Source organism: Mesorhizobium sp. M0088 (assembly GCF_040322895.1).
Taxonomy (GTDB): domain Bacteria; phylum Pseudomonadota; class Alphaproteobacteria; order Rhizobiales; family Rhizobiaceae; genus Mesorhizobium.
In genome coordinates this window covers 1-25,647 of the sequence record NZ_JAMYUI010000014.1, presented here as the reverse complement: position 1 = coordinate 25,647, position 25,647 = coordinate 1, and the positions used below count along the sequence as shown (strand labels likewise).

Here is a 25,647-nt window from a genome sequence, read left to right as displayed (position 1 = left end):
GCTCTGCGCAACGCCAGTGTCAGGCCTGGACCTTCACCGCGACCGGCAGATCGCCGATGTCCCTCGCAACCGGCGGGTCGTCGAGAGAGATATCGCGCATTTCGGCGAGGCTGCGCTGATCGAGCACCTCGGCGATCGCCTGCCGGACCTCGAGCATCAGATGTCGGACTTGGCATGTCGCCTCGTTGCAATCTTCACAGCGCTGGTACTGGGTGCGGCTGGCGCAGGGGATCGGCGCCAGCGGACCGTCGAGGACGCGCACGACATGGCCGACCTTGATCTCATCGGCGGGGCGTGCCAGGCGATAGCCGCCATCCTTGCCCTTGCGGCTCTGGACGAAGCCGGCATTGCGCAACTCGCCCAGGATGGCGTCGAGAAACTTCTTCGGGATGTTGTTGCCGGTGGCGACGTCGTTGACGAAGGCGAGCTGTCCGGCCGGCAAGCGCGCGAGGTGGACAAGCGCCTTGAGGCCGTACTTACCTTTTTTGGTGAGCATGAGATCAAAATTTCTCTGGCATGCGACGGCATGGAACCATCGGTTGCAAAACGCCTGGCGGGCGTTGCCGCCGCGTCCAAGCCCGCATGACACATAAATTCTAGTGACATGATGTACAAGCCGAGAACTGCTGATTTTGCTTCGTTTTCAAGCCGCGCCGGCCATTTTGGCCAGCCTTTGTGCCCTAGAGAGCACAAAAATACGCTTTGACGGCAGCGAGATGGCAAATGGTCCTCCAACTGGCGTCGACTCACGCAACGGCAAAAGCCGATCCGGGTCGCGAGCGATCATGGTGATGGAGTGGCCGCTCATCGTCGCCTCCAGTTCCCTCATGTCGATAAGATTACTATACTTACCTCCGATCACGCGGAACATGTTTCCAAATCGTTGGCTATTTGAGGCATGAATTTGCCTGGCAGAGGTTAGAAGCGGGAATCTAGTTCGCGGTTGGGGGGGGGTAGGCGCAGCCATCGCGGCAGCTCAGGAGGTTAAAGGCCGGTGGGCCAGCGCCCCCCTCTGGCCTGCCGGCCATCTCCCCCTCAAGTGGGGAGATTGGACGTCACGACCGCTTTCGCCCCATCTCTACCGTCAACGAGAAAAGCGCTGAAGCCGAAACTGCCAATCTCCCCACTTGAGGGGGAGATGTCCGGCAGGACAGAGGGGGGTGCTGGCCCGCCAACATTAAAAGTTCTGCCCTATGGCAACGCACCGACGTTGCCCCCACAACCGCCTCATCCGCCTCGCCACCCAACCACCGACAGCTTTTTTCTAACAAGCCGGCCTTCGTTGGAAGGATTTAACTCTACAAACCTAATAGAATTAGCGGACTATCATGGGGCATTCCTATTTTTCTCTTTTCAGGAGCCCTCCATGTCCACCATTTCGCGACGCATTGTTCTCCTCTCGTCGGCGGCACTTGCCGGCGCGGCCTTCCTCGGCCCGGCCCATGCCGACGACCTCAAAATCACCATCGGCTATCAAACGGTGGTCGAGCCTTCGAAAGTGCCGCAGGCCGACGGCGCCTATGAAAAGGAGACGAAGGCAGTAATCGACTGGCGCAAATTCGATTCCGGCGCCGATGTCATCGCCGCAGTCGCTTCCGGCTCGGTCGATATCGGCTATGTCGGCTCGAGCCCGCTGGCGGCGGCGGCTAGCCGCGAATTGCCGATCCAGACCATCTTTATAGTCGGCCTGATCGGCGAATCCGAGGCGCTGGTGGCGCGCAACGGCGCCGGCATCGAGAAAGTCGCCGACCTCGCCGGCAAGAAGGTCGCCGTGCCGTTCGTCTCGACGACGCATTACAGCCTGCTCGCCGCGTTGAAGCATGAGGGCGTGGATCCGAAGTCGGTCGAGATCCTCAATCTCAGGCCACCGGAAATCGCCGCCGCATTCTCGCGTGGCGACATCGACGCGGCTTATGTCTGGGATCCGGCGCTCGGCCAGATCAAGACGACGGGCAAGGTGGTGGTGGATTCCTCGCAGGTCGCCGCCTGGGGCGCGCCAACCTTCGACGCCTGGATCGTGCGCACCGACTTCGCCGAAAAGAACCCGGAAGCGGTGCGCGACTTCGTCAAGGTGACGGGCGCCGCCTATGCCGAGTTCCTCGCCAAGCCCGACGCGTGGTCGGTGTCGTCGCCGCAGGCGGCGGCGATCGCCAAGCTCACCGGCGCCAAGCTGGAAGAAGTGCCGCAGCTGCTCAAGGGCTATGTCTTCCCGACGCTGGAAGAGCAGGCCTCCGACAAATTCCTCGGCGGCGGCACGGTCAAGGCGGTGGAAGCGACATCCGCCTTCCTCAAGGAGCAAGGCAAGATCGACGCCGTGCTGCCGGACTATTCGAAATACGTGTCGTCGAAATACGTCACAGAGGCGCTTGCCTCGAACTAGTACTCGTTTAACGCAATTCGGGACGGAAAACCGCTTCACACTTTTCCTGGAATTGCTCTGAACCCGGCCCGCGCGCTCCTTCCCTGACGCCGCGTGCTGACTGCCCCGGAACCGCTGACGAGGACCGGTTCCGGGGCAGTCGGATTTCAACGAACCGCGAGGCATCCATGCCGCATCTCGTGCTCGACCCCCATCTCGTGCTGGACAAGGTCTCGATCCACTATGGCGGCCAGGCGGAGCCTGCCGTCGAACTTGTGTCGATCGATGTCGCCAAGGGCGATTTCGTGGTGCTGGTCGGCCGTTCCGGCTGCGGCAAGACCTCGCTGCTCAATGTCGCCGCCGGCCTGGTCGCGCCGGCGCGTGGGCGTGCCTGCATCAACGGCAAACCAATCACCGCGCCGGGCTCGGACCGGGCGGTGGTGTTCCAGAACGATGCGCTGTTTCCGTGGCTGACGGCGCGCGAAAACGTTGCCTTCGCGCTCAGGCTGCGCGGTGTCAGGCCCGCAGAGCGGGCCCAGCGCGCCGATGAGCTGCTGGCGCTGGTGAAGCTCACCGACGCAGGCGACAAGCACATCTGGGAGCTTTCCGGCGGCATGCGCCAGCGCGTCGGCCTGGCCCGGGCGCTCGCCGCCGAGCCTGAATTCCTGCTGCTCGACGAGCCGCTCGGCGCGCTCGATGCGCTGACGCGCGAGCGCATGCAGACGACGCTGCTCGATTTGTGGACGGCAAGCGATGTCGGCGTGCTGATGGTGACGCACGGCATCGAGGAGGCGCTGGTGCTGGCCACCCGCATCGTCGTGCTGGCGCCCGGCCCGGGCCGCGTGATGCGGACTTTTGAACCCGGCTTCTCCAGGCGCTACGCATCGGGCGAAGCCATTCGCAGCATCAAGGCCGATCCGGCCTTCGCCGCGGCGCGGGGCGAGTTGACCGACGCGATCTTCGAAGGAGAAGCGGCATGACCGTCACTTCCTACACGGAGCGACCAGGACAAAAGATCGACGAGGCCGACGGCCTGTCGGTGCCGTGGTCGCGGCCAAGCCCCAAGCGCAAAGGTGTTTCGGCCCGCGCGGTCAGCGCGGTGACCATCCTGGTGGTGCTGGCGCTGTGGGCGCTGTCGGCCCGCCTGCAACTCGTGTCACCGGTGTTCCTGCCCTCGCCGATCGCGGTGTGGAACAAGTTCATCCTCGTCGCCCGTGACGGCTTCGTCGATGCTACGCTGCTGCAGCATGCGGTCGCCAGCCTGTGGCGGGTATTCGCCGCGCTGGTCGCCGCCCTTGCCATTGGCGTGCCGGTTGGTCTCGCCATCGGCATCAGCACGATCGGACGCGGCATCTTCGATCCGTTGCTGGAATTCCTGCGGCCGATCCCGCCGCTCGCCTACCTGCCGCTGGTCATCATTTGGTTCGGCATCGGCGAGCCGTCGAAGATCCTGGTGATCGCCATTGCCATGCTGGCGCCGGTGGCGCTGTCGACCGCGTCCGGCGTTCGCGGCGTCTCGCAGGAGCGCATCAACGCGGCGCGCTCGCTGGGTGCTACCCAGCGCCAAGTGGTCCGCCATGTGATCCTGCCCAGCGCGCTGCCGTCGATCCTGACCGGCCTGCGCATCGCGCTCGGCGCCGGCTGGTCGACGCTGGTCGCCGCCGAACTGGTGGCGGCAACGCGCGGGCTTGGCTTCATGATCCAGTCGGCCGCCCAGTTCCTCGTCACCGACGTGGTGGTGATGGGCATATTGGTGATCGCGGCCATCGCCTTCGTGCTCGAATTCACCCTCCGCAGGATCGAGCGCGTGCTCGTCCCGTGGGCGGGACGCGAATGATCGAAGCCCAGAGGAGCAGGAGAATGACGATGACCCATTCCACCGCAGTGCTGTTCGCCCAAGCCGGTAACTGGCTTCTCGCCTGGACCAGGGAAAGCCAGCCGCTAGAACAACAACCGAAATCGCCAACGCCGGTCCGCTGGGACGCCGAGCGCGACCGCCTGCCGCCACGCGACGAGAGTTTTTACTGGGCCTGGCAGTATTGGTCGCAATGAGGGGGTGGGCGCACGATTCATGTCACGAAGACGGCCTAACCCTGGTTTCGTCATCCTAGGGCGAAGCAAGGAGCGAAGCGACGCGCGCAGACCCTAGGATCCATGCCGCGACGGTGATGTTATGCTCCGGCGGTGAAAGAAACCGAGCGCCTATCAGCCGGTTCCACGAAAGAGCTCGAACCACTCTGGATTGGCTTTTTCGATCAACTCGATCTTCCATTGACGTGGCCAGCGCTTCAGTGACTTCTCGCGCTGGATGGCATCGTGCCGCGCTTCTGGCTCGCGGTCATGTAGACGTAGCCGGTCATGGTTTCAGGGTAGCCCGCGTTATTGGGCGTGCAAGCGCCATTCTGATCCGTTGCATCCTAAAGCCAATGTCACGGCATGGATCCTAGGGTCTGCGCCGCGTCGCTTCGCTCCTTGCTCCGCCCTAGGATGACGAATTCTGGGTTGCCGTAGAAGACAATTCCACATCGATGCCTCAACTCGCAAAATCATTCCTCTACTAAATTTATAGAACTACCTAGCCTGATCCATCTTCCAACCGGCGAGGCCATTTCCGGCGCCGATCCGCAGCGAAGGAGAGGGATCAATGTTCAATCTAACGAGACGTGTTTTCGGCATCGGCCTGCTGGCGGCGACGGTTGCCGTGTCATCCGGCGCCACAGCGCAGGAGCTGAAGCAGCTCAGCATCGGCTATCAGAAGACCGGCCTGCCGGTGATCGCCAGGCAGCAGCAGGTGATCGAAAAGGCACTTGAAGACAAGGGCGTGACGGTCAAATGGGTCGAGTTCACCGCCGGGCCGCCGCTGGTCGAGGCGCTCAATGTCGGCGCCATCGATGTCGGCTGGACCGGCGACGCACCGCCGATCTTCGGCCAGTCGGCGGGGGCCAACATCGTCTATGCCGCCGCGCTGCCGTCGAATGGCGAGGGCGAGGCGATCTTCGTCAAGCCGGCGTCGCCGATCCAGTCCGTCGCCGATCTCAAGGGCAAGCGCGTCGGTGTCGGCAAGGGCACCAGCGCGCATAATCTGCTTGTCGCCGCGCTGGAAAAGGCCGGTATTCCGTTCGACCAGATCACGCCGGTCTATCTCAGCCCCGCAGATGCAGCCGCAGCCTTCGCCAGCGACCAGATCGATGCCTGGAGCGTTTGGGATCCGTTCTTCGCCATCGCCGAAACCCGCTACCAGCCGCGTGTGCTGGCCCGCTCCAGCGAGGTGTTGAAGGTCAACACCTACTTCATCGCCAACAAGGATTTCGCCAAGGCGCACCCCGAAACCATCACAACGACGATATCGGCGCTTGGCGAGGCGGCGGAATGGGCCGACCAGAACCGAGACAAGGTGGCCGCGGCGCTGCATGAGGTGACCGGCGTGCCGCTCGACGCGCAGATCATCGCCGCCAACCGCACCAAATTCGGCATCTTTCCGATCACCGACGAGATCGTCGCCGGCCAGCAGGCCACCGCCGACCGCTTCTTCAAGCTCGGGCTGATCCCGAAAGCGGTCCGCATCTCCGACGCGGTGTGGACGGCACCCGGCAACTAACTTGTCCCCTGACGGCGCCGGGTGAGAACGCCCGGCGCCATTTGCGTTTGCACCAATATCTCCAGGAGATCCGCCCGTGACTGTGCCAGACATGACCGCGCCTTCCAGCACCGCGCCGCTCGATTTCTTCTGGTTCATCCCGACGCATGGCGACGGTTCTTATCTCGGTTCCGAGGAGCAGCAGCGACCGCCCGAATTCGGCTACTTCAAGGAGATCGCGCAAGCGGTCGACCGGCTCGGCTTTCCCGGCGTGCTGCTGCCCACGGGTCAGAACTGCGAGGATTCCTGGATCACCGCGACAGGTCTCGCGACGCTGACTGAAAAGCTGAAGTTTCTCGTTGCGCTGCGGCCGGGCGTCACGCTGCCGACTTTCGCCGCGCGCCAGACCGCCGCCCTCGATCGCTTGAGCAATGGCCGCCTGCTGCTCAATGTCGTGGTCGGCGGCAATCCGACCGAGCTCGCCGGCGACGGCGTCTTCCTGCCGCATGACGAGCGCTATGCCCAGGCGCATGAGTTCCTGACCATCTGGCGCGGCCTGGTGTCGGGCGAGCGGGTCAATTTCGACGGCAAATATTACCGCGTCGAGAGTGGCCGGCTCGACCTTCTGCCGCACCAGGAGCGGCCGCCGCTCTATTTCGGCGGGTCGTCGGACGCGGGCCAGGACCTCGCCGCCGATCTCGTCGACATGTATCTGACCTGGGGCGAGCCGCCGGCGCAGGTTGCCGAGAAGCTGGCCGCGGCGCGCGCAAAAGCGGCACTGCGCGGCAGAAAACTGCGTTTCGGCATCAGGCTGCATTTCATCGTCCGCGAGACCGAGGACGAAGCCTGGCGCGCCGCCGACCGGCTGATCAGCCACGTGACCGACGCCCAGATCGAAAATGCGCAGGCGCGCTTCCTCACCCAGATGGATTCGGTCGGCCAGCGCCGCATGGCGCAATTGCATGGCGGACGCCGTGACAGGCTGGTCGTCTCGCCCAATCTGTGGGCCGGTGTCGGGCTGGTGCGCGGCGGCGCCGGCACGGCGCTGGTCGGCACGCCGGAACAGATCACCGAGCGCATCCGCGAATACCAGGCGATCGGCATCGATACCATCATCGGCTCGGGCTATCCGCATCTCGAAGAAGCGTACCGCGTCGCCGAGCTTCTGTTCCCGAAACTCGGGCTCGGCACCAGGCGGCAGCGGGCGCATGAGAACATCGCCAACGAATTCTCGGTCGGCTTCCATGGCGCCAACCGCCTGCAGGCTTCGTCATGAGCTTTGCCACGCAGCTGCGCAGCAATGGCATCGGCTGGCTGCTGCCTGCGCTGGTTATTGCCGGCTGGGAGATTGCCAGCCGCGCGGGCGTCATGCCGGCCAACGTGCTGCCGGCGCCGAGTGCGGTCGCCGAGGCCTTCTGGCGGCTGACGCTGTCGGGCGAACTGATCCGCAACATCGGCGTTTCGACCGCGCGCGCCCTTGCCGGCTTCGCCATCGGCGGCTCGATCGGCTTTGCGCTTGGCCTTGCCAACGGGCTGTCGACGCTCAGCCGCGGCCTGACCGACACGACGCTGCAGATGATCCGCAACATCCCGCACCTGGCGCTGATCCCGCTGGTCATCCTGTGGTTCGGCATCGACGAGGAAGCCAAACTGTTCCTGGTGGCGCTCGGCGTGTTCTTTCCGATCTATGTCAACACGCTGCTTGGCATCCAGAGCGTCGACCCGCAACTGGTCGAGATGGGCCGCGTCTACGGCATGGACCGGCGCGCCCTGTTCTTCCGCGTCATCCTGCCCGGTGCGCTGCCGGCGATCTTCGTCGGCCTGCGCTATGCCCTGGGCATCATGTGGCTGACGCTGATCGTCGCCGAAACCATCTCGGCCAGTTCGGGCCTCGGCTACATGGCCATGCAGGCGCGCGAATTCCTGCTGATCGATGTCGTCGTGCTGTCGATCCTGATCTACGCGCTGCTCGGCAAGCTCGCCGACAGCCTCGCCCGCCTGCTCGAGCGGCTGTCGCTCGGCTGGCATCCGGCCTTCCAGAACGGATGAGAGATTGCCCATGACCGCCGCCAGCCTGACCGCAGCCCGTTCCTTCGTCGCCACGCCGGTGCGGCCGATCGGCTCCGTCGAAGGGCAGCGGGCCTTTGCCTTCAGGCAAGCCGGCAAGCGCTTCGGCGACAAGACCGTGCTCGACGGCATCGACCTGGACGTGCCGGCCGGGCAGTTCCTTGCCGTCATCGGCAAGAGCGGCTGCGGCAAAAGCACGCTTTTGCGGCTTCTGGCCGGGCTCGACCGGCCGACATCGGGATCGCTGACATTCGGCGTCGAAGAGGAAGGACACAGCCGCACGCGCTTCATGTTCCAGGAACCACGGCTCCTGCCCTGGGCCAGCGTGGTGAAAAACGTCGAGGTCGGGCTGACCGGGATTGCTTCCGGCGCGGAGGCAAGGCAACGCGCGCTCGACATTCTCGGCGAGGTCGGGCTTGCCGACCGGGCCGACGAATGGCCTTCGGTGCTGTCGGGCGGCCAGAAGCAGCGCGTGGCGCTGGCCCGCGCGCTGGTCGGCCACCCGCAGATCCTGGCGCTCGACGAGCCGCTCGGCGCACTCGACGCCCTGACCCGCATCGAGATGCAGCAGCTTCTGGAACGCATCTGGATCGCGCAGAAGTTCACCGCCGTTCTGGTCACGCATGATGTCGCCGAAGCGGTCGCGCTGGCCGACCGGGTCGTGGTGATCAGCGAAGGCCGGATCGCGCTTGATCTGGATGTGCCCGTGGAACGGCCGCGCCGGCGCGGTTCGGTGGAGCTTGCGCGGCTGGAAGGCAAGATTCTGGATCGGCTGTTCGGGTAGGTTTGTCGGGGGCGGCGCCGCAATTGGCGGAGTGGGGGTCGACCTTTCTTCGAAGCTCACCCTCTAGCGATTGGCCCACACCAATCCCACCAGCCCGACCAGCATGGTGACGACACCGATATACAGCCATTGCGACTGGCCGGTCATGAAGCTGCCGCCGACAACGCCGACGCCTTGCAGCGACCACAGCACGCCGACGGCAAGCACAATCAAGGCCAGCAGATTTTTGATCAGCCTCATTGCCGGATCTCGCTTTCGAAGTCGATTGGTTGGAGCATCGGGGCCGCGATAAAAGAGCCGAAGGAAGTGGCCCGACCATGCCGGGCTCTACTTGGATATTAATGTTCGATCTTGTCAAACGGACGTCTGACCTCAACACAAAGATCATCATTGATTGACCATCGCGTGCCGGAAAATCCCTGACAGACTGTTACCCAGCGACTCCAAACGTGTGCCATTGCCACGGAACCGCCAGATCACTGCCGCATTTCGCGCCATATTTGGCACCTAACGGCTGGGGTCTGTCAAAAACGGAGCCATCCCCCAAATATGAAGAACTCAAAACAGACCGCGCTTGTCGCGGTAACGATCGCTGCTGGCCTGATGGTCGGCGCTTCTTCGGCGACCGCCGCCGCCCAGTGCGGCCGCGCCTCGTGGTATGCCCTGCACTCCAAGACCGCCTCGGGCGAGCGCATGAACCCGTCGGCGCTGACCGCCGCGCATCGCACCTTGCCTTTCGGCACCAAGCTCAAGGTGACCAACAAGAACAACGGCCGCAGCGTCGTCGTGCGCATCAACGATCGCGGTCCGTTCATCAAGGGGCGCGTGCTCGACCTGTCGAAGGGTGCCGCCGGCCAGCTCGGCTTCATCGGCTCCGGCCACACTTCCGTGTGCATGGCGCGCGTCTAGAGTGGCCTTTTCTTGGACCATGACCTCTGCCGAACCGGGGGTTCGCAAAGCGAAAACCGGAATCCACTTTTCGGGATCATGGTCGGGTGTCCGGCAAGGGCCGGACACACTGCCTACACATTTCGCAGCCGCACACTGAGCCGGCTGGCACCGTTCGGCCCCGATTTCCATGGCCTTGAACCAAAGAAGCATTGGTCACGCAGCGTGACGTATTGCATCGCAGCAATTAGTTGTTAACTTCCCCGCGAGACATCTAGGGCTCGGCGCTGCTCGTCGTCCCTTCGGTCGCAGGCAGCAGCGGGGTTCTCGATGTTCTACCAGCTCTATGAAATGAACCACGCCGCCTTGCAGCCCGCGCGCCTCTATGCCGACGCGGTGCGGATGTTCTATTCCAATCCGCTCAATCCGTTTTCCCACACGCAATGGGGCCGTTCGATCGCGGCGACGGCCGAACTGTTCGAGCGCACCACGCGCCGCTACGGCAAGCCGGCCTTCGGCCTGAGCAAGACCGTGGTCGACTGGAAGAGCGTCGAGGTCACCGAGAAGACCGTCTGGTCGAAGCCGTTCTGCAATCTCGTCCGCTTCGAGCGTGCCGTGCCCGCCGGGCGCAAGCCCGATCCGAAGCTTCTCATCGTGGCGCCCATGTCGGGCCATTATGCGACGCTGCTGCGCGGCACGGTGGAAGCGATGCTGCCCTATGCCGACGTGCATATCACCGACTGGGTCGATGCCCGCATGGTGCCGCTTGCCGACGGCCAATTCGATCTCGACGACTACATCGATTACGTCATCGACATGCTGCACACGCTGGGGCCGGACACGCATGTTATGGCGGTGTGCCAGCCTTCCGTGCCGGTACTGGCCGCCGTGGCGCTGATGGAAACGAAGGGCGACCCCTTCGTGCCCTCGACCATGACCTTGATGGGCGGCCCGATCGACACCCGCAGCAATCCGACCGCGGTCAATCTGCTGGCGCAGGAAAAGGGCATCGACTGGTTCCGCGACAATGTCGTTATGCATGCGCCCTGGCCGGTGCCGGGCTTCGGCCGCGAGGTCTATCCAGGCTTCCTGCAGCTGTCCGGCTTCATGAGCATGAACCTCGACCGCCACATCATCGCCCACAAGGACTTCTTCATGCATCTGGTGAAGCATGATGGCGACAATGCCGAGAAGCACCGCGATTTCTACGACGAGTATCTGGCTGTCATGGACCTGACGGCGGAGTTTTATCTGCAGACCGTCGACACCGTCTTCGTTCGCCAGGCCTTGCCCAAGGGCGAGATGACGCATCGCGGCACCAGGATCGATCCGTCGGCGATCCGCAACGTCGCGCTGTTCACGGTTGAAGGCGAGAACGACGACATATCGGGCCTTGGCCAGACCAAGGCGGCGCATGATCTGTGCCCCAATATCCCGGCTGATCGGCATGCCCATTACATGCAGCCGGCGGTTGGCCATTACGGCGTGTTCAACGGTTCGCGCTTCCGTTCCGAAATCGTGCCGCGCATCGTCGACTTCATCACCAGCTATGGCCGCCAGGAGCGTGTCGCGGTGAAACCGAAGCTGGTCCGCGCCGCCAAGAGGTAATGGGTCGCCCAAATTGCGGATTTTGGGACAATGGCACGTGTAAAACCAAGCTTAACGGCGACAAACCGTGAGATTGACCGGTAAAAGCCGGCTGGCTGGCCGATTCTGTTGCACAAGTGCCGCTGTCCAGCCCCTCGGGTAACCATGCCGACAATCCGACCGTCGTCGTAATTGACACGGACTGTAAATCCCCCTTAACCTTTCGTTAATAACAAAGGGTGAGCGGGGACAATGATTTCCTCATCGATGGCGCAACGGCTGCGCGTGTATGTGGCGGCCGGGCTGGCAGTGACGGCGGGCTGGGTGGCACCGGCTTTGGCGGGTGGAGCGATGGCGACCGGGGGTCTCACCTCGCAGCCGATCGGCCACTATGATTTCTGCAAGCTGCATCCGGGCGAGTGCTCGATCCGCCCGACCAATCTGGCGCCGGCTCCGATGAGCGACGGGCTGATGCGCAAGCTCCTCAATGTCACCGCCAGGGTCAATGCCGCCGTCAAGCCGATGAGCGACATGGACATCTACGGCAAGGACGAGGTCTGGGCCTATCCCGACAAGGGCGTCGGCGATTGCGAGGACTATGTGCTGGAAAAGCGGCGCCAGCTTTCACGCATGAGCATATCGCTTGCCGATCTGCTGATCACCGTCGTGCGCAAGCCCGACGGCGAGGGCCACGCCGTGCTGACGGTGCGCACCGACGAGGGCGACTATGTGCTCGACAATCTGACCGACAAGGTCAAACCATGGGACGCGACCGGTTACCGCTTCCTCAAGCGGCAGGCGATCGACAACACCGGCCGCTGGGTCTCGATCCGCGGTGGCCAGCAAGTTCTGGTCGGCGCGGTTCAGTAAATACGGCATTTGCCGGAAGTATCCATCGCTTCGTCATCCTAGGGCGTAGCAGGAGCGAAGCTCCGTCGCGGAGACCCTAGGATCCATGCCGGGATGCAGATGAAGAACGCCGAGGCGCAGGAATAGGCGCCAGCGATCGTCATGCCGGCATCACCGTATCTTTATCTTTGCACCGCCGCGACGCTCGCAGTTCGCGGCATGGATCCTCGGGTCTGCTCGTCCGCTTCGCTTCCGCTCCGCCCGTGGATGACGAAATCGAGGAGTCCCCCGACAATTTCAGCATCTCCGTGAACCATTTCGCTTCGGCCAGCGACACACAGCCGTGAACCGAAACCAACCATGGAGACTTCAGATGACTGCTTTTCTGCGAAACACCCTTCTTGCCGCTCTCGCGGTGTCGAGCATGGCCGGATCCGCCATGGCCGATCAGACCACCAGCTGTTCCAAAACCAACCTCAACGACCTCTGGGCCGGCCGCTGTTGCGGTGATGCCGGGGCGTCGGGCTGCCTGGGGGGTGGAAACAATGGCCATGGCGGCAATGGCGATCACGGCCGGGGCGGAAATGGCGGCACGGCCGGCAAGAAATGATCTCACCACTGTGCCCGCTGGCGGTCCGCCGGCGGGCAGTTTCCTGCTGAGGCAGGCGAACCTGCATCACGCTCGGATCGTTGGCTACGGCCGCTGGTTCAACGCCGCGCGGATCGATGCAGTGATGCGGCGAAGCTCGGCCTCGTCGAGTTTCTCGATGTTTTCGGCCAGCAGATTGGCAAGCTCGGTGGCAGCGGGGGAAAGACCCGACGTGTCGATTTTTACACGCGGGTGCGAGGCCTCGGCCAGCCGCGCCAGTTCCTCGGCATCGTCCCAGATGATGTTGAAATAGCCGATGATCTTCTGGATCAGCGTCCAGGTCGGGGCACCGCGCCTGCCATGTTCGAGCGCCGACAGATAAGCGGCGCTGACGCCGATCGCCGCCGCCATGTCCTTCTGGCGGACACCGCGTTCGCCTCGTAGCGTGCGCAGCTTCTCTCCGAACGGGGTCATGTCCCCGCCCTCATGATAGAACTCCTCACAGGCGCGCCCGCCGCAGGCGGATATAGAGCGCACCCGAACCGCCATGGTTGCGGGCGGCATGGTCGTGGCTGGAGACCAGCGGCCGGAAGGCGGGCGTCGACAGCCAGGCCGGCACGGCGCGACGCAACACCCCATCGCCGCCGGAGGACGAGCCCTTGCCGGTGATGACCAGGACATAGCGGACGCCGCCGGCATGCGCCCGGTGCAGGAACGAAAACAGCAGCGAATAAGCCTCGTCCTGGGTCATGCCGTGCAGGTCGACACGGCCCTCGATCGGCAGCCGGCCTTTCGATAATTTGTCCAGCGTCGGCTCGTCGAGGCGGTGCGTGACTTGCTGAGCCTTCGGCTTTGCGGTCCCTGCGGCGTTGGCAGCAGGCTGGGCCGGCTGCGGCTGATTTGGCCTAGCCTCGGCGGCAATGTCGGGGATGTCGACGGCGAATTTGCCCTTCAGCGGCTTGGCCGTGCGTGCCACCAGGTTCCACAGAACCCGGTCATCCTCGCTGAGCTTGTCCGGGCGCCGGGTCATCGGACCGCACCCGCAACGAGCGCGCGCGGCACCAGCGCATAAAAATCCGCGGCATTGCGGACCACGCCGGCGATCTCGCCCGCGGCATCGCCCGAACCGGCGAACAGGTCGCCCCGCGCCGGTCCGGTGATGGCCGAGCCGGTGTCCTGCGCGATCATCAGGCGGCGGAACGGTTTTGCGTCGAAAGCAGTCAGCGTCGGAGCGTCGATGTAAAAGGGCGTGCCGAATGTATGCAGCAGGCGGTCGACGGCGATCGAGCGGCCCGGCGTCAGCGGCACCTTGGCGGCGGCGATCGGGCCAAGGGTTGCGTCCTCGACATCGGCCTCGCGAAAGAAGATGTAGGAGCGGTTCTGACGCAGGATCTCGTCGACGCGGTCCGGATGCGCCTTGAACCAGGCGCGGATCGACTGCATCGTCACCTCCGCCAGCGGGATCTCGCCAATCTCGCTCAGGATCTTGCCGGGTCCGGTGAAGTGCTGGCCGGATTTGGCGGCATAGGTGACGCGGACAAGCCGGCCGTCGGTCATGGCGAGGCGTGCGGCACCTTGCACGTGAATGAAGAAGGCATCGACCTTGTCGGCCAGCCAGGCGATTTCCAGGCCCTTGCCGTCGAGCGCGCCGCGCTCGATCTCGCCACGGTCGGGATACTCGACCGGCCCGTTCGGCGTCTGGCGCGCGAATGCGAGATAGGGGTCCAGGCCGGGCGGCCGGTTTGCGTCATCGATATCGACGAGATCGGCCGGGCGCGACAGCAGCGGCACCGAAAATCGGTCCGTGCGCACCGGTGACGCCTCGACCTGCGGTTCATAGAAACCGGTGACGAGCCTGGCGCCGGCATTTTCGGCAGGGATAAGCGCCGGGGAAAAATGGCGCTCGAAGAAGGCGCGGGCTTCCCCGCGGCTCAAAACCGGCGACCGATTCGCCGGCGAAACGGTCCGCGCCTCCGCGTAGGCATCGGCAAAAGCGTGGAAGTCGACGCCGAGCGCACCGCTGCGATAGGGTTTGGCCAGGACATGGAAGGCCGAGCGACGAAAGGCGGCGAAGGCCGCCAGATGGTCGTCATCGTCCCAGCCGGGCAGGTCGCCAAAGGCTTTCTCGACAAAAAGAGGCGATAGCGACACCGGAGCCTCGCCGCGTGTTTCCGAACTAGTCTTCTTCCTCGGTGGCGACGAGCTTCCAGTTCGGATCGCGCGAGCGCGTGTCGCGGGCGAAGGTCCAGACATCCTTGACCTCGGCGACGGTTTCCGGGTCGCCGTCGATGACCGCGCCTGCCTTGTCGCGGGTCGCCGAAATCAACTCGCTGATGATGCGCAGCGTGACATGCGCCTCGCCGCCCTTCATCTCGGCCGAGACGATGTCGGCCTTGTCGATGCCGACGAAGGAGGACTGGATCTTTTCCGCCTTGGCCTCGCGCTCGCCGATGGCGGCGACAAAACCGTCATAGACCTCGCGCGACAACAGGTTCTTCAGTGTTTTGCGATCGCCGTCGGCATAGGCCATGACGATCATCTCGTAAGCCATCTTGGCGCCGTCGACGAAACCCTTCGGCTCGAAGGACGGATCATTGTCCTTGATGCTGCGCAAGCCCTTGTTGAGGTCGGTATCGGGCTTGGCGAAAGCGTCGATCGCGGCATAGGTGTCGGGAGCCGGCTCGCCTGGCGGGCGCTTGCGCGGCAGCGAGACGACGTTTTCGGATTTCTGGGCGGCATCCTTGTCGCCGGTGCGAGCCGCCGAATAGGGATCGAAGGGCGGCCGTTCGCTGCCGGTGCGGCGGCCCAGCACATTGCGCAGCTGGAAAAAGATGACCACCGCCGCAATCAGGAAGAAAATCGTGCCGAAGTCGAAGAATCCCATATCTTCCGCCAATCAATCCTGCCCTTTGGCCGGACCGTCAGGCCCAATGGCCACGGTCGCATAGCGTTCAACATTCAAAGCATATAGAACGCAAGGCGCAATCATTCAAATCAAAGGCAGGCATACCTATCTAACAGCCTCAGTGCCAGCGGCGATTGCTCGCTGGCGGCCAAAACAATCAAAACGATCATAACAATCGAAAAAGGTTGGCAAGACTTGCGCATTTCGCTGCTTCCCTTCTTTCTCCTCGCGCTTCCGCTGCTGGAAATCGCCGGTTTCGTCATCGTCGGCCGCGAGGTCGGCGCGCTGGCGACGGTCGGCCTCGTGCTGGCCTCGAGCATCGCCGGCGTGCTTTTGCTCCGATACCAGGGCTTTGGTGTGATGGCCCGCATCCGCACCGAGATGGCCGCCGGCCAGAACCCCAGCCGCCACCTTGCGCACGGCGCCATGATCGTGGTTGCGGCGATCCTCCTCATCATCCCCGGCTTCATATCAGACATCATTGGCCTGCTGCTGTTCCTGCCGCCATTGCGCGATTTTGCCTGGAGCCGGTTCAAGGGCCGCATTGTCGTCGCCACCGATTTCTCGACCGGCGGTTTTCGTGGCCGGCGCGACAGGGTCATCGACCTCGAAGACGGCGACTATTCGCGCGAAGACGATCTGAAGCGCGGACCGGATCAGAACTCGCCGTGGCGCCGCCTGAAGGACGATTAGGGCGCCGTCCCATCTCCATCCCGCAGCCCGGAAGCAAGGCGGCAAACCTTGTCTTGTCATCCCCGCCATGGTAGCGAACGCCCGATTTCAATTCGGTCAGCGACGCTGCCCAGGCAAGAGGACAAGGCTTATGGCCAGCAAAGATGACGCGCCGGTCGGCGCAGCCAACGGAAACGGCAATGCGGCGCAGCCGTCGCTCAACGTTCTGGCGCAATATGTGAAGGACCTGTCCTTCGAAAGCCCCGGCGCGCCCAATTCGCTGCGCGGCCGCGACAAGGCGCCGGGCATCGCCATCAACGTCAACGTCAACGCCAACCCGCTCTCCGACAAGCAGTTCGACGTCAATCTGACGCTGAACGCCAAGGCGTCCTTCGACCAGGAAGTGCTGTTCAATGTCGAGTTGGTCTATGGCGGCGTGTTCGCCATCGCAGGTTTTCCGCAGGAGCACATGCTGCCGATCCTGTTCATCGAATGCCCGCGCCTTTTGTTCCCGTTCGCCCGCCAGATCATCGCCGAGGCAACCCGCAATGGCGGCTTCCCGCCGCTGATGCTCGACCCCATCGACTTCGCACAGATGTTCCAGCAGAAGCTGGCCGAGGACGAGGCGTCCAAGATCAAGGTGAGCTGAGCTCGGCTGCCATCGCTGTTGTTTTCTGAGAACCCGGCCTCGCGCCGGGTTTTCTGTTTGAGGTGCTGGAGAGATAGCTGAGGCGCCGGCGCCCTTCGAATGGCCTAGCCCTCCCGTCTTCGTCATCCTAGGGCGAAGCAAGGAGCGAAGCGACGCAGCGCAGACCCTAGGATCCATGCCGTGACGTGTGCCTTAGAATGCAACGGATCAGAATGGCGCTTGCCCCCGCGCCTATGCTCGCTACGCTAAAACGATGACCGGCTATGTCTACATGACTGCGAGCCAGAAGGCCGGCACCATCTATATCGGTGTCACCAACGATCTCGGTCGCCGCATGCCGGAGCACAAATCCGGTGAGGGCTCGCGCTTCACCAGCCGCTACGGTGTTCAGCGGCTGGTCTGGTACGAAGAATTTTTCGATATCACCGATGCCATCCAGCGCGAGAAGTCGCTGAAACGCTAGCCGCGCCAATGGAAGATCGAATTGATCGAAAAGACCAATCCGGAATGGTTCGAGCTGTTTCGCGGGACGGGGTGGTAGGCGTTCGGTTTCTTGCACCGCCGGAGCACTGCACCACTGTCACGGCACGGATCCTAGGGTCTCCGCAACGTCGCTTCGCTCCTGCTCCGCCCTAGGATGACGAAGACGCGAGGGTTTCGGTCAGTAGTTGCTCAGCCAACCGCAACCTTCAGCCACAGCGCCTTTTCGCCAAGCGTCCCGACCATGCCGGCGTGCAGGGCGCGTTCGGCTTCGGTGACACGCGGCGGCAGGGGTGCCGGGCGCTGGCTGATGATGATTTCGATCTGGCGGACATTCTCGCCTTGCGCCGGCGCGGTGGCGCTGTCGAGGATGAGGGCCGCCTGCTTGCCGCCGATCAGCTCGATATAGACCTCGGCCAGCAATTCGGAATCGAGCAGGGCGCCGTGCTTGGTGCGCTTGGTGTTGTCGATGCCGTAGCGCCGGCAGAGCGCATCGAGCGAATTGGGGCCCATCGGGTGCTTGCGGCGCGCCAGCGCCAGCGTGTCGACGACGAGGCCGTTATCGATGACCGGGTGACCCAGCCGGCCGAATTCGACGTTGAGGAAGCCGACATCGAAAGTGGCGTTGTGGGCGACCAGCTTGGCGCCGTCGGTGAAGTCCAGCCACTCCTGCACAATTTCGGCGAAGATCGGCTTGCCCGCGAGATCCGCCGCGCTGATGCCGTGCACGGCCTGTGCCTCGGCGTGGATCGCGCGGCCTTGCGGGTTGATGTAGTGGTGGAAGGTCCTGCCGGTCGGAAAGCGGTTGACCAGCTCGACGCCGCCAAGCTCGATGACGCGGTCGTCGCGCGAATCGAGGCCGGTGGTTTCCGTGTCGAAGATGATCTCACGCATCGAATCAGTCGCTCCGCTCCAAGGGAGCAGATTCATACAACGGAACAAAATGGCAATGAGAAACGGCGTTGCCTAGGACAATCGCCACAGGTTTGCGCTGCCCCTCATCGCCCTGCCGGGCACTTCTCCCCGTATAGTGACGGGGAGAAGGGGCTGGCCGCAACCTCGGCTCCCTTTCCGAAACCTTGGAGATTGGCGAAATCCTTTGCAACAGCGTCCTTCTCCCCGTCACTATACGGGGAGAAGATGCCGGCAGGCAGATGAGGGGCGGCGCCGACATCAGCCAGTGTCAGCGGCCTGGTTTGCCGACTCCTATCAGCTGCCTGATGATCGCATTGACCGCCGCGCGCGCGGCGTCCAGCCCCTGGCCGGTGTCGACGATGAAATCGGCCTGACGCCGCTTTTCCGCATCCGGCACCTGCTTGGCCAGGATCGACGCCAGCTTTTCCTCCGTCATGCCAGGCCGCGCCAGCACGCGGGCGCGCTGGGTCTCGGCCGGCGCAGTGACGACAACGACTTTGTCGACGCGGTTGCGGCCGCCGGTTTCGAACAGCAGGGGGATATCGAGGACGGCGATCGGCGCGCCTGATCCACGATGCCTGGCCAGAAAGGCATCGGCGTCGGCGCGCACCAGCGGATGGATGATCGCCTCGAGCCGCTTCAGCGCGGCGGCGTCACCGAGCACACGCGCGCCAAGCTTTGCCCGGTCGACCACCCCGGCAGATGTGGTGCCGGGAAAGGCGGCCTCGACCAACGGGGCTGCCTTGCCGGCATAGAGGCGATGCACCGTCTCGTCGGAATCATGGACCGGCACGCCGGCGTCAGCGAACATCCTGGCCGTAGTCGACTTGCCCATGCCGATGGAGCCGGTGAGGCCGAGCACGATCATGGCTTCGGCACCAGATCGGCGACGATTAGCGCCCGGAGTTCGGCCGTCACCCGCGGCCTGACGCCGAACCAGCGCTCGAAGCCGGGCACGGCCTGATGCAGCAGCATGCCAAGGCCGTCGACCGCCTTCAGATTTCGCCCACGGGCGGCCGCGAGCAGCGGCGTCTCCAGCGGCACATAGACGATGTCAGTGACGATGGCATGGTCGGGCAGCCGGGCGGGATCGGCCGACAGGCCTTCATTGCCATGCATGCCGAGCGCGGTGGTGTTGACCAGCAGGCCGGCATCGCCGAGCAGTTCATCGGTCGCCGCCATGCCATGCGCCGACACGCCGGCGCCGAAACGATCGCGCAACTCTATAGCCCGGGCCACAGTGCGGTTGACGATGCGGATGTCGGCAACGCCGCGCTCCTTCAGCGCATGGATGACGGCGCGCGACGCGCCGCCGGCGCCGAGCACCACCGCCGGACCCTTGCTTGCCCAGCCCGGTGCATGATCGTCGAGGTTGGCGGCAAAGCCGTGACCGTCGGTGTTGCCGGCCCACAGGACGCCGTCCTCGAACCACAGCGTGTTGACGGCGCCGATTTCTTGCGCCGCCTCGTCGCGGCGTTCGGCCAATGCGAAGGCCGCTTCCTTGTGCGGGATGGTGATGTTGCCGCCGCGGTAATTGTTTGCCTGCAACGTGTTCACGAACTCGGCAAAATCCTGCGGCGCGACATCGATGGCCTGGTAGCTTCCGTCGATGCCATGTTTGGCCAGCCAGTGGCCATGGATCTTCGGCGAGCGCGAATGCTTGACCGGATGGCCCGACACGAAGGCCTTCTTTGACGCCTCAGCCATCGATCGCTCCCAGCGTGCGCAGTTCGGCGAGCAGCGGCAGAAGCGGCAAGCCGACAATGGTGAAATGATCGCCTTCGATTTTCTCGAACAATTGAATGCCTTCGCCTTCGATCTGATAAGCGCCGACGCTCCCCAGCGCCTTGGCGCCGACGCGGGCGAGGTGGCGGCCGATGAAGGCCGGTTCGAGCTTGCGCATGGTCATCGAGGCGATGCCGACATGCCGCCACAAGACCTCGCCGTCGCGGACCAGCACCGCGGCGCTGTTGAGCTGATGGGTCCTGCCCGACAGCGTCAACAGATGACGGCGTGCGCCTTCCCTATCGGCCGGCTTGTGGAACACCTCGTCGCCAAGGGACAGCGTCTGGTCGCAGCCCAGCACCAGGGCGCCCGGCCTGCGCTCGCTGACTTCGCTTGCCTTGGCCTCGGCCAGCACCAGGGCAACATCCTCGGGCGAGACGCCGCTATCCTGCAAAGGCCCCTCGAGCGCGCGCTCGTCGACATCGGCCGGCACCGCCTCGACGTCGACGCCGGCATTGACCAGCATCGCCTTTCGGAACGGACTGCCGGAAGCGAGGATGAGTTTTTCGGTCATTTTGCACTCGGGCGCAGACACAGGCGCGGTTGGAGTTTGATCAGCTCTAGTCCTGTAAGGTTGGCGCTGCCCCTCATTGTCCTGCCGGACATTTCTCCCCGTATAGAGACGGGGAGAAAGGGGCAGCTTCAGCGCTGGCGCTGTTTTCAGCCACAATCGCGATTGGCGAAACCGTCAATGACAGCGCCCTCTCCCCGTCACTATACGGGGAGAGGATGCCGGCAGGCAGGTGAGGGGCGGCGCCGAATTTCCGCCAGGGAAGACTCGGAAAACGCACTCCTCGCTCATCTATCTATTCTTCCCCCGCAGGGCAACGATGGCCGCCGCCGTTTCCTCGATCGAGCGGCGGCTGACGTCGATCATCGGCCAGCCGTGGCGCGTGCAGATCTTGCGGGCGTAGGCGAGCTCTTCGCTGATCGCGGCACGGTCGACATAATCCGATGCCTCATACGAGCCGCTGTTGCCGAGGATGCGGTTTTGCCGGACATGCGAGATGCGCTCGGCGGTGGCGATCAGCCCGACGATGAGCGGCTTGCTGGCGGCAACCAGGCTTTCCGGCACCGGCACGCCGAGCACGATCGGGATGTTGGCGGTCTTGATGCCGCGGTTGGCGAGATAGATGCTGGTCGGCGTCTTCGACGTGCGAGAAATGCCGATCAGCACCACATCGGCATCGTCCATGTTGAGCGGCAATTGGCCGTCATCATGGTCCATGGTGAAATTGAGCGCGTCGATGCGGCGGAAATACTCGGCGTCGAGGACATGCTGGGCGCCGACGCGGCGGCCGGCCGGGGTGCCGAGATAGGACTGGAACACGGTCAGCACCGGCTCCAGCACCGATACACAGGGCAGGCCCATGGCCGCGCAGCGCTCGTCGATGCCGCGCGCCAGCTTCTGGTCGACGACCGTATAGAGGATGATGCCCGGTTCCTCCTCGATGTCCTCGAACACCTTCGCCACCTGCTTTTCGGTGCGGATAAGCGGATAGATATGCTCGATGGCGCGCGCGTCCTTGTACTGCGCCGAAGCCGCCCGGCCGGCGGCGAGCAGCGTTTCGCCGGTCGCGTCGGAAATCAGGTGCAGGTGGAAGAAGCTCTGGGGTTTGTTCACAGGGGGTCACCTGGGGCTGTGGGCTTCTGTGGATAAAGCGGGATGAAAAGACTGGCCTGTCGGAGGCGACTGTATCAGATGGCAGTTTGTCCACAATTCGATGCGCTGTCAGCTTCGTCGGGCGACTGGGGACAAGTTTGGGGACGGCTTTTTCGACTACGGGCCCGTCCACAGGACCTGCTTTTCACCACTGTGCCTAACACTTTGACTCGATTGACCGATTCCGAGCTATCCCCAGAACCTTACATCTGGGAAAAAGAAGCACGCGACAATATGTTGGCTGGCGTTTTCCGGGGCAAAGCGGGACAGGTGACAACCACCAGAACCAACAGACTCTTAGAATCAGAAGAATCTTAGATATAAGAATCTTTGATTATAGAAGAGGCTGGGAGAAGCGAGCGCCCGATGCCCCAGAACCGGATCATGCTGGATGTCCTGAAGGGCAAGGCTCATTTTCCGCCTCCGCTCTGGATGATGCGTCAGGCCGGACGCTACCTGCCGGAGTATCGGGAGACACGCAAACGCGCGGGCTCGTTCCTGGACCTCTGCTATGATCCCGACCTTGCGGTCGAAGTGACCTTGCAGCCGATCGAGCGTTTTGGTTTCGATGCCTCGATCCTGTTTTCCGATATCCTTGTCGTTCCGCATGCGCTTGGCCGTGACGTCCGCTTCGAAGAGGGCAGAGGGCCGCTGCTGACGCCGATCACCGCGCCGGAGATTTTGGCTCTGGAAGGCAAGGTGTTTCACGTGAATCTCGAACCGGTCTACGAGACGGTTCGCCGGTTGCGGGCCAAACTGCCCGAAGAGACAACCCTGATCGGCTTCTGCGGCGCGCCGTGGACGGTGGCGACCTACATGATCGCCGGTCATGGCACGCCCGACCAGGCGCCGGCGCGGCTTTTTGCCTATCGCGAACCGGTGGCCTTTCAACGATTGCTGAAGGTGCTTGCCGAACATTCGGCCGCCTATCTCATCCGCCAGATCGAGGCGGGTGCGGATGTGGTGCAGATATTCGATTCCTGGTCCGGCGTGCTGGACGATGAGAGTTTCGACCTGTTCTGCGTTCAGCCGATGGCCGAGATCGTTGGCCGGGTGCGGGCGGTTCATCCCGATGTTCCGATCATCGGTTTTCCCAAGGGTGCCGGTTCGCGCTACCGGACATATCGACAGAAGACCGGCGTGACGGCGCTAGGGATCGACTGGACGGTACCCCTGATAGCGGCGAAGGAATTGCAGCGCTCGGGTGCGGTTCAGGGCAATCTCGATCCCTTGCGGCTCGTGGCTGGCGGCAAGGCGCTATCCGACGGCGTCGAGGCGATCCTGGGAGCGCTGGGAGACGGGCCGCTGATCTTCAATCTCGGTCACGGCATCACGCCGGAAACGCCGATCGCCCATGTCGAGGCGATGGTGAAACAGGTGCGGAGCGCGACACGCTGATGGCTGAGATGAAAAACACGAACAGCACCGGTCAGGCGATGATGCGGATGATGTCAGGTATCGCGGTGCTGGTCGTTCTCACCGCGCTTTTGTATTTCGCGGCACCCGACAGCTTCTATCTCTGGGCAAAGGCGATCCATATCCTCGCCGTCATCTCATGGATGGCGGGCATGCTCTATCTGCCGCGGCTGCTGGTCTATCATGCCGATGCCGAGAAGGGCTCGGTGCAATCGGAGACCTTCAAGGTGATGGAGCGGCGCCTGCTGCGCGGCATCATCAACCCGGCGATGATCGTCACCTGGGTGTTCGGCCTGTGGCTCGCCTGGAAGGGTTTTGGTTTCCAGGGCGGCTGGCTGCATGCCAAGATCGGTGCGGTGCTTTTGCTGTCCGCCATGCATGGCTATCTCGCGGGCGCGGTGCGCAAATTCGCCGAGGACCGCAATGAAAAACCGGCCAGGCACTGGCGGATGGTCAACGAGATCCCCACATTGTTGATGATCGCAATCGTCATCCTGGTGGTGGTCAAGCCGTTCTGATGGTTCGACTGATGCCTTCAAGCGTTGGCGCTGCCCCTCACCTGCCTGCCGGCATCCTCTCCCCGTATAGAGACGGGGAGAGGGGCGCTGTCATCGATGGTTTCGCCAATCATCAGCGTGGCCGGAAAGGGCGCCCGCGCTGAACCTGCCCCTTTCTCCCCGTCTCTATACGGGGAGAAATGTCCGGCAGGACAATGAGGGGCGGCGCCGACATCTCCGATTGACCGCTTCCCAGTCGACTGTGACTTGTAATTGCCGCTGTTAAAACGCAGCTTGCTCTTTCACCCGACCGACGATAAAAGACGGGTCTTCCTTCCCGTCATGCGCCGCCCCTCATTGTTTTCGGCCGCGCCCGGCATTTGTCGCATCCCGCCGATATTTTCCCAAAGCCTACCCAGACTCCATCTATTCAAGGTCCGTCTATGCAAGAAATGAAACTCGCCGAGTTCAAGAACAAGAAACCGCCAGAGCTGATCGCTTATGCCGAATCGCTCGAGGTCGAAAACGCCAGCGTCATGCGCAAGCAGGAGCTGATGTTTGCGATCCTGAAGAAGCTGGCCGCCCAGGAGATCGAGATCATCGGTGATGGCGTGGTCGAGGTGCTGCAGGACGGTTTCGGCTTCCTGCGCTCCGCCAATGCCAATTATCTGCCAGGTCCCGACGACATCTATATTTCGCCGTCGCAGATCCGGCGCTTTTCGCTGAAGACCGGCGATACGGTCGAAGGGCCGATCCGCAGCCCGAAAGAGGGCGAGCGCTATTTCGCGCTGCTGAAGGTCAACACCATCAATTTCGACGATCCCGAAAAGATCCGCCACAAGATCCACTTCGACAATCTGACGCCGCTCTATCCGACCAAGCGGCTGAAGATGGAGATCGAGAATGCGACCACCAAGGACATCTCGCCGCGTGTGATCGACCTGGTCGCGCCGATCGGCAAGGGGCAGCGCGCTCTGATCAACGCGCAGCCGCGTACCGGCAAGACGGTTCTCATGCAGAACATCGCCCACTCGATCACCGCCAACCATCCGGAATGCTATCTGATCGTGCTGCTGATCGACGAGCGGCCGGAAGAAGTGACCGACATGCAGCGCTCGGTGAAGGGCGAGGTGATCTCCTCGACCTTCGACGAGCCGGCGGTGCGCCACGTGCAGGTCGCCGAAATGGTCATCGAGAAGGCCAAGCGCCTGGTCGAGCATGGCCGCGACGTCGTCATCCTGCTCGATTCGATCACTCGTCTCGGCCGCGCCTACAACACCGTCGTGCCGTCATCCGGCAAGGTGCTGACCGGCGGTGTCGACGCCAACGCGCTGCAGCGGCCGAAGCGCTTCTTCGGCGCTGCCCGCAACATCGAGGAAGGCGGCTCGCTGACCATCATCGCCACCGCGCTGATCGATACCGGCAGCCGCATGGACGAAGTCATCTTCGAAGAGTTCAAGGGCACCGGCAACTGCGAAATCCAGCTCGACCGCAAGGTGGCCGACAAGCGCATCTATCCGGCCATGGACATCTTGAAGTCCGGCACCCGCAAGGAAGACCTGCTGGTTTCCAAGCAGGATCTACAGAAGATCTTCGTGCTGCGCCGCATCCTGGCGCCGATGGGAACCACCGACGCAATCGAGTTCCTGATCGACAAGCTGAAGCAGACCAAGACCAATGCGGATTTCTTCGATTCGATGAACACGTAAGAGGACTGGCGAGGGGCCAACGGGCAACTGCTTGCGCTGCCCCTCATCCGCCTGCCGGCACCTTCTCCCCGTATAGTGACGGGGAGAAGGGAGATGGCCGCATCCTCGGCGCTCGTTCTGCTGCGTTGAAAATTGGCGAAACCGTCCATGACGGCGTCTTTCTCCCCGTCCCTATACGGGGAGAAATGCCCGGCAGGGCAATGAGCGACTATCTGTGGTGTCAAGTTGCATTGGCGAACTCCATGCGCGCATCGCG

The 25,647-nt window shown here is 63.3% G+C and carries 29 protein-coding genes and 2 pseudogenes; 18 read left to right on the top strand and 13 right to left on the bottom strand.

The window, feature by feature from the left end; all coding sequences use genetic code 11:
- Nucleotides 1-19: 19 nt before the first annotated feature.
- Nucleotides 20-496, bottom strand: a complete 477-nt coding sequence (locus NKJ67_RS17865) for an RrF2 family transcriptional regulator (RefSeq protein WP_127382947.1) — start codon at nt 494-496, stop codon at nt 20-22.
- A gap of 147 nt (nt 497-643) precedes the next feature.
- Nucleotides 644-871, bottom strand: a complete 228-nt coding sequence (locus tag NKJ67_RS17860) for a hypothetical protein (protein ID WP_352582090.1) — start codon at nt 869-871, stop codon at nt 644-646.
- A 495-nt stretch (nt 872-1,366) separates the two neighbouring features.
- On the opposite strand from NKJ67_RS17860, the gene tauA reads away from it, so the two are divergent.
- The 4 genes from tauA (at nt 1,367) to NKJ67_RS17840 (ending at nt 4,411) form a co-directional block, all read left to right on the top strand.
- Nucleotides 1,367-2,380: a taurine ABC transporter substrate-binding protein gene (tauA, locus tag NKJ67_RS17855; protein ID WP_127269224.1), complete on the top strand. Its 1,014-nt coding sequence runs from the start codon at nt 1,367-1,369 to the stop codon at nt 2,378-2,380.
- Between the two features lie 167 nt (nt 2,381-2,547).
- Complete coding sequence (locus tag NKJ67_RS17850; RefSeq protein ID WP_352582088.1) at nt 2,548-3,339, top strand: taurine ABC transporter ATP-binding protein; 792 nt, start codon at nt 2,548-2,550, stop codon at nt 3,337-3,339.
- Nucleotides 3,336-4,196, top strand: a complete 861-nt coding sequence (locus tag NKJ67_RS17845) for an ABC transporter permease subunit (protein WP_352582086.1) — start codon at nt 3,336-3,338, stop codon at nt 4,194-4,196. The genes NKJ67_RS17850 and NKJ67_RS17845 overlap by 4 nt, the downstream gene beginning before the upstream one ends.
- Nucleotides 4,197-4,225: 29 nt before the next feature.
- Nucleotides 4,226-4,411, top strand: coding sequence for a hypothetical protein (locus NKJ67_RS17840; RefSeq protein ID WP_013528709.1), 186 nt, complete (start codon nt 4,226-4,228; stop codon nt 4,409-4,411).
- 153 nt (nt 4,412-4,564) lie between these two features.
- Here the strand turns inward: NKJ67_RS17840 and NKJ67_RS35150 are convergent.
- Nucleotides 4,565-4,675, bottom strand: a pseudogene (locus NKJ67_RS35150) (GIY-YIG nuclease family protein); the annotation flags it as partial.
- A gap of 328 nt (nt 4,676-5,003) precedes the next feature.
- Here NKJ67_RS35150 and NKJ67_RS17835 point away from each other — a divergent pair.
- The 4 genes from NKJ67_RS17835 (at nt 5,004) to NKJ67_RS17820 (ending at nt 8,787) form a co-directional block, all read left to right on the top strand.
- A complete protein-coding gene (locus NKJ67_RS17835) occupies nt 5,004-5,957 on the top strand; it encodes a sulfonate ABC transporter substrate-binding protein (RefSeq protein WP_352582084.1) in 954 nt (317 codons plus the stop codon).
- Between the two features lie 91 nt (nt 5,958-6,048).
- The gene (gene ssuD, locus NKJ67_RS17830; protein WP_352582305.1) at nt 6,049-7,212 is read left to right on the top strand and encodes an FMNH2-dependent alkanesulfonate monooxygenase; all 1,164 of its coding nucleotides are present in this window, start codon (nt 6,049-6,051) and stop codon (nt 7,210-7,212) included.
- Complete coding sequence (locus NKJ67_RS17825) at nt 7,209-7,985, top strand: ABC transporter permease subunit (RefSeq protein WP_352582082.1); 777 nt, start codon at nt 7,209-7,211, stop codon at nt 7,983-7,985. The genes ssuD and NKJ67_RS17825 overlap by 4 nt, the downstream gene beginning before the upstream one ends.
- Nucleotides 7,986-7,995: 10 nt before the next feature.
- Nucleotides 7,996-8,787 (top strand): ATP-binding cassette domain-containing protein, encoded by a 792-nt coding sequence (locus NKJ67_RS17820; protein ID WP_127268050.1) that lies wholly within the window; start codon nt 7,996-7,998, stop codon nt 8,785-8,787.
- 63 nt (nt 8,788-8,850) lie between these two features.
- On the opposite strand, the gene NKJ67_RS17815 is transcribed toward NKJ67_RS17820, so the two are convergent.
- Nucleotides 8,851-9,027: a hypothetical protein gene (locus NKJ67_RS17815; RefSeq protein WP_352582081.1), complete on the bottom strand. Its 177-nt coding sequence runs from the start codon at nt 9,025-9,027 to the stop codon at nt 8,851-8,853.
- 309 nt (nt 9,028-9,336) lie between these two features.
- On the opposite strand from NKJ67_RS17815, the gene NKJ67_RS17810 reads away from it, so the two are divergent.
- The 4 genes from NKJ67_RS17810 (at nt 9,337) to NKJ67_RS17795 (ending at nt 12,721) form a co-directional block, all read left to right on the top strand.
- The gene (locus NKJ67_RS17810) at nt 9,337-9,696 is read left to right on the top strand and encodes a septal ring lytic transglycosylase RlpA family protein (protein WP_127382889.1); all 360 of its coding nucleotides are present in this window, start codon (nt 9,337-9,339) and stop codon (nt 9,694-9,696) included.
- Nucleotides 9,697-10,005: 309 nt separating this feature from the next.
- Nucleotides 10,006-11,283: a polyhydroxyalkanoate depolymerase gene (locus NKJ67_RS17805; protein WP_292565094.1), complete on the top strand. Its 1,278-nt coding sequence runs from the start codon at nt 10,006-10,008 to the stop codon at nt 11,281-11,283.
- 231 nt (nt 11,284-11,514) lie between these two features.
- On the top strand, nt 11,515-12,132 hold the full coding sequence (locus tag NKJ67_RS17800) for a transglutaminase-like cysteine peptidase (RefSeq protein ID WP_027040328.1): 618 nt from the start codon (nt 11,515-11,517) through the stop codon (nt 12,130-12,132).
- 352 nt (nt 12,133-12,484) lie between these two features.
- Nucleotides 12,485-12,721 carry a hypothetical protein gene (locus NKJ67_RS17795; protein WP_128308821.1) on the top strand — a complete coding sequence of 79 codons (237 nt, stop codon included), beginning with the start codon at nt 12,485-12,487 and terminating at the stop codon, nt 12,719-12,721.
- A gap of 84 nt (nt 12,722-12,805) precedes the next feature.
- Here NKJ67_RS17795 and NKJ67_RS17790 read toward each other — a convergent pair whose 3' ends face one another.
- From NKJ67_RS17790 to NKJ67_RS17775, 4 genes are read right to left on the bottom strand one after another with little or no spacing between them, the layout of a single operon-like run.
- Nucleotides 12,806-13,174 carry a helix-turn-helix domain-containing protein gene (locus NKJ67_RS17790; protein ID WP_127331956.1) on the bottom strand — a complete coding sequence of 123 codons (369 nt, stop codon included), beginning with the start codon at nt 13,172-13,174 and terminating at the stop codon, nt 12,806-12,808.
- 25 nt (nt 13,175-13,199) lie between these two features.
- A complete protein-coding gene (locus tag NKJ67_RS17785; RefSeq protein ID WP_127321405.1) occupies nt 13,200-13,730 on the bottom strand; it encodes a Smr/MutS family protein in 531 nt (176 codons plus the stop codon).
- Nucleotides 13,727-14,851, bottom strand: coding sequence for a murein transglycosylase A (gene mltA / locus NKJ67_RS17780; protein WP_352582080.1), 1,125 nt, complete (start codon nt 14,849-14,851; stop codon nt 13,727-13,729). The genes NKJ67_RS17785 and mltA overlap by 4 nt, the downstream gene beginning before the upstream one ends.
- A gap of 25 nt (nt 14,852-14,876) precedes the next feature.
- Entirely contained in the window at nt 14,877-15,584 is a 708-nt protein-coding gene (locus tag NKJ67_RS17775; RefSeq protein WP_127398597.1) for a Tim44/TimA family putative adaptor protein, read from the bottom strand.
- A gap of 216 nt (nt 15,585-15,800) precedes the next feature.
- Here NKJ67_RS17775 and NKJ67_RS17770 point away from each other — a divergent pair, with 216 nt between their 5' ends.
- The 3 genes and pseudogenes from NKJ67_RS17770 (at nt 15,801) to NKJ67_RS17760 (ending at nt 17,467) form a co-directional block, all read left to right on the top strand.
- Nucleotides 15,801-16,298 carry an FxsA family protein gene (locus tag NKJ67_RS17770; RefSeq protein ID WP_352582079.1) on the top strand — a complete coding sequence of 166 codons (498 nt, stop codon included), beginning with the start codon at nt 15,801-15,803 and terminating at the stop codon, nt 16,296-16,298.
- A 130-nt stretch (nt 16,299-16,428) separates the two neighbouring features.
- Entirely contained in the window at nt 16,429-16,926 is a 498-nt protein-coding gene (gene secB / locus NKJ67_RS17765; protein ID WP_352582078.1) for a protein-export chaperone SecB, read from the top strand.
- Between the two features lie 253 nt (nt 16,927-17,179).
- A pseudogene (locus NKJ67_RS17760) lies at nt 17,180-17,467 on the top strand (GIY-YIG nuclease family protein).
- 131 nt (nt 17,468-17,598) lie between these two features.
- On the opposite strand, the gene dnaQ reads toward NKJ67_RS17760, so the two are convergent.
- The 5 genes from dnaQ to NKJ67_RS17735 all read right to left on the bottom strand — a co-directional run bounded on the left by dnaQ (nt 17,599) and on the right by NKJ67_RS17735 (nt 21,730).
- Nucleotides 17,599-18,300 (bottom strand): DNA polymerase III subunit epsilon, encoded by a 702-nt coding sequence (gene dnaQ, locus NKJ67_RS17755; RefSeq protein ID WP_352582077.1) that lies wholly within the window; start codon nt 18,298-18,300, stop codon nt 17,599-17,601.
- A 289-nt stretch (nt 18,301-18,589) separates the two neighbouring features.
- Nucleotides 18,590-19,189 (bottom strand): dephospho-CoA kinase, encoded by a 600-nt coding sequence (coaE, locus tag NKJ67_RS17750; protein WP_128310038.1) that lies wholly within the window; start codon nt 19,187-19,189, stop codon nt 18,590-18,592.
- Complete coding sequence (locus tag NKJ67_RS17745; protein WP_352582076.1) at nt 19,186-20,028, bottom strand: shikimate dehydrogenase; 843 nt, start codon at nt 20,026-20,028, stop codon at nt 19,186-19,188. The genes coaE and NKJ67_RS17745 overlap by 4 nt, the downstream gene beginning before the upstream one ends.
- Nucleotides 20,021-20,620, bottom strand: coding sequence for a Maf-like protein (locus NKJ67_RS17740; protein ID WP_352582075.1), 600 nt, complete (start codon nt 20,618-20,620; stop codon nt 20,021-20,023). Before NKJ67_RS17740 ends, NKJ67_RS17745 begins: the two co-directional genes overlap by 8 nt.
- 288 nt (nt 20,621-20,908) lie before the next feature.
- Nucleotides 20,909-21,730 carry a pyruvate, water dikinase regulatory protein gene (locus tag NKJ67_RS17735; RefSeq protein ID WP_352582074.1) on the bottom strand — a complete coding sequence of 274 codons (822 nt, stop codon included), beginning with the start codon at nt 21,728-21,730 and terminating at the stop codon, nt 20,909-20,911.
- Nucleotides 21,731-22,135: 405 nt separating this feature from the next.
- On the opposite strand from NKJ67_RS17735, the gene hemE reads away from it, so the two are divergent.
- The 3 genes from hemE to rho all read left to right on the top strand — a co-directional run bounded on the left by hemE (nt 22,136) and on the right by rho (nt 25,391).
- Nucleotides 22,136-23,167, top strand: coding sequence for a uroporphyrinogen decarboxylase (gene hemE, locus NKJ67_RS17730; RefSeq protein WP_127320736.1), 1,032 nt, complete (start codon nt 22,136-22,138; stop codon nt 23,165-23,167).
- On the top strand, nt 23,167-23,703 hold the full coding sequence (gene hemJ, locus NKJ67_RS17725; RefSeq protein ID WP_127268018.1) for a protoporphyrinogen oxidase HemJ: 537 nt from the start codon (nt 23,167-23,169) through the stop codon (nt 23,701-23,703). Before hemE ends, hemJ begins: the two co-directional genes overlap by 1 nt.
- Nucleotides 23,704-24,125: 422 nt before the next feature.
- Nucleotides 24,126-25,391 (top strand): transcription termination factor Rho, encoded by a 1,266-nt coding sequence (gene rho, locus NKJ67_RS17720; protein WP_127268017.1) that lies wholly within the window; start codon nt 24,126-24,128, stop codon nt 25,389-25,391.
- The last annotated feature ends 256 nt before the right edge of the window (nt 25,392-25,647 follow it).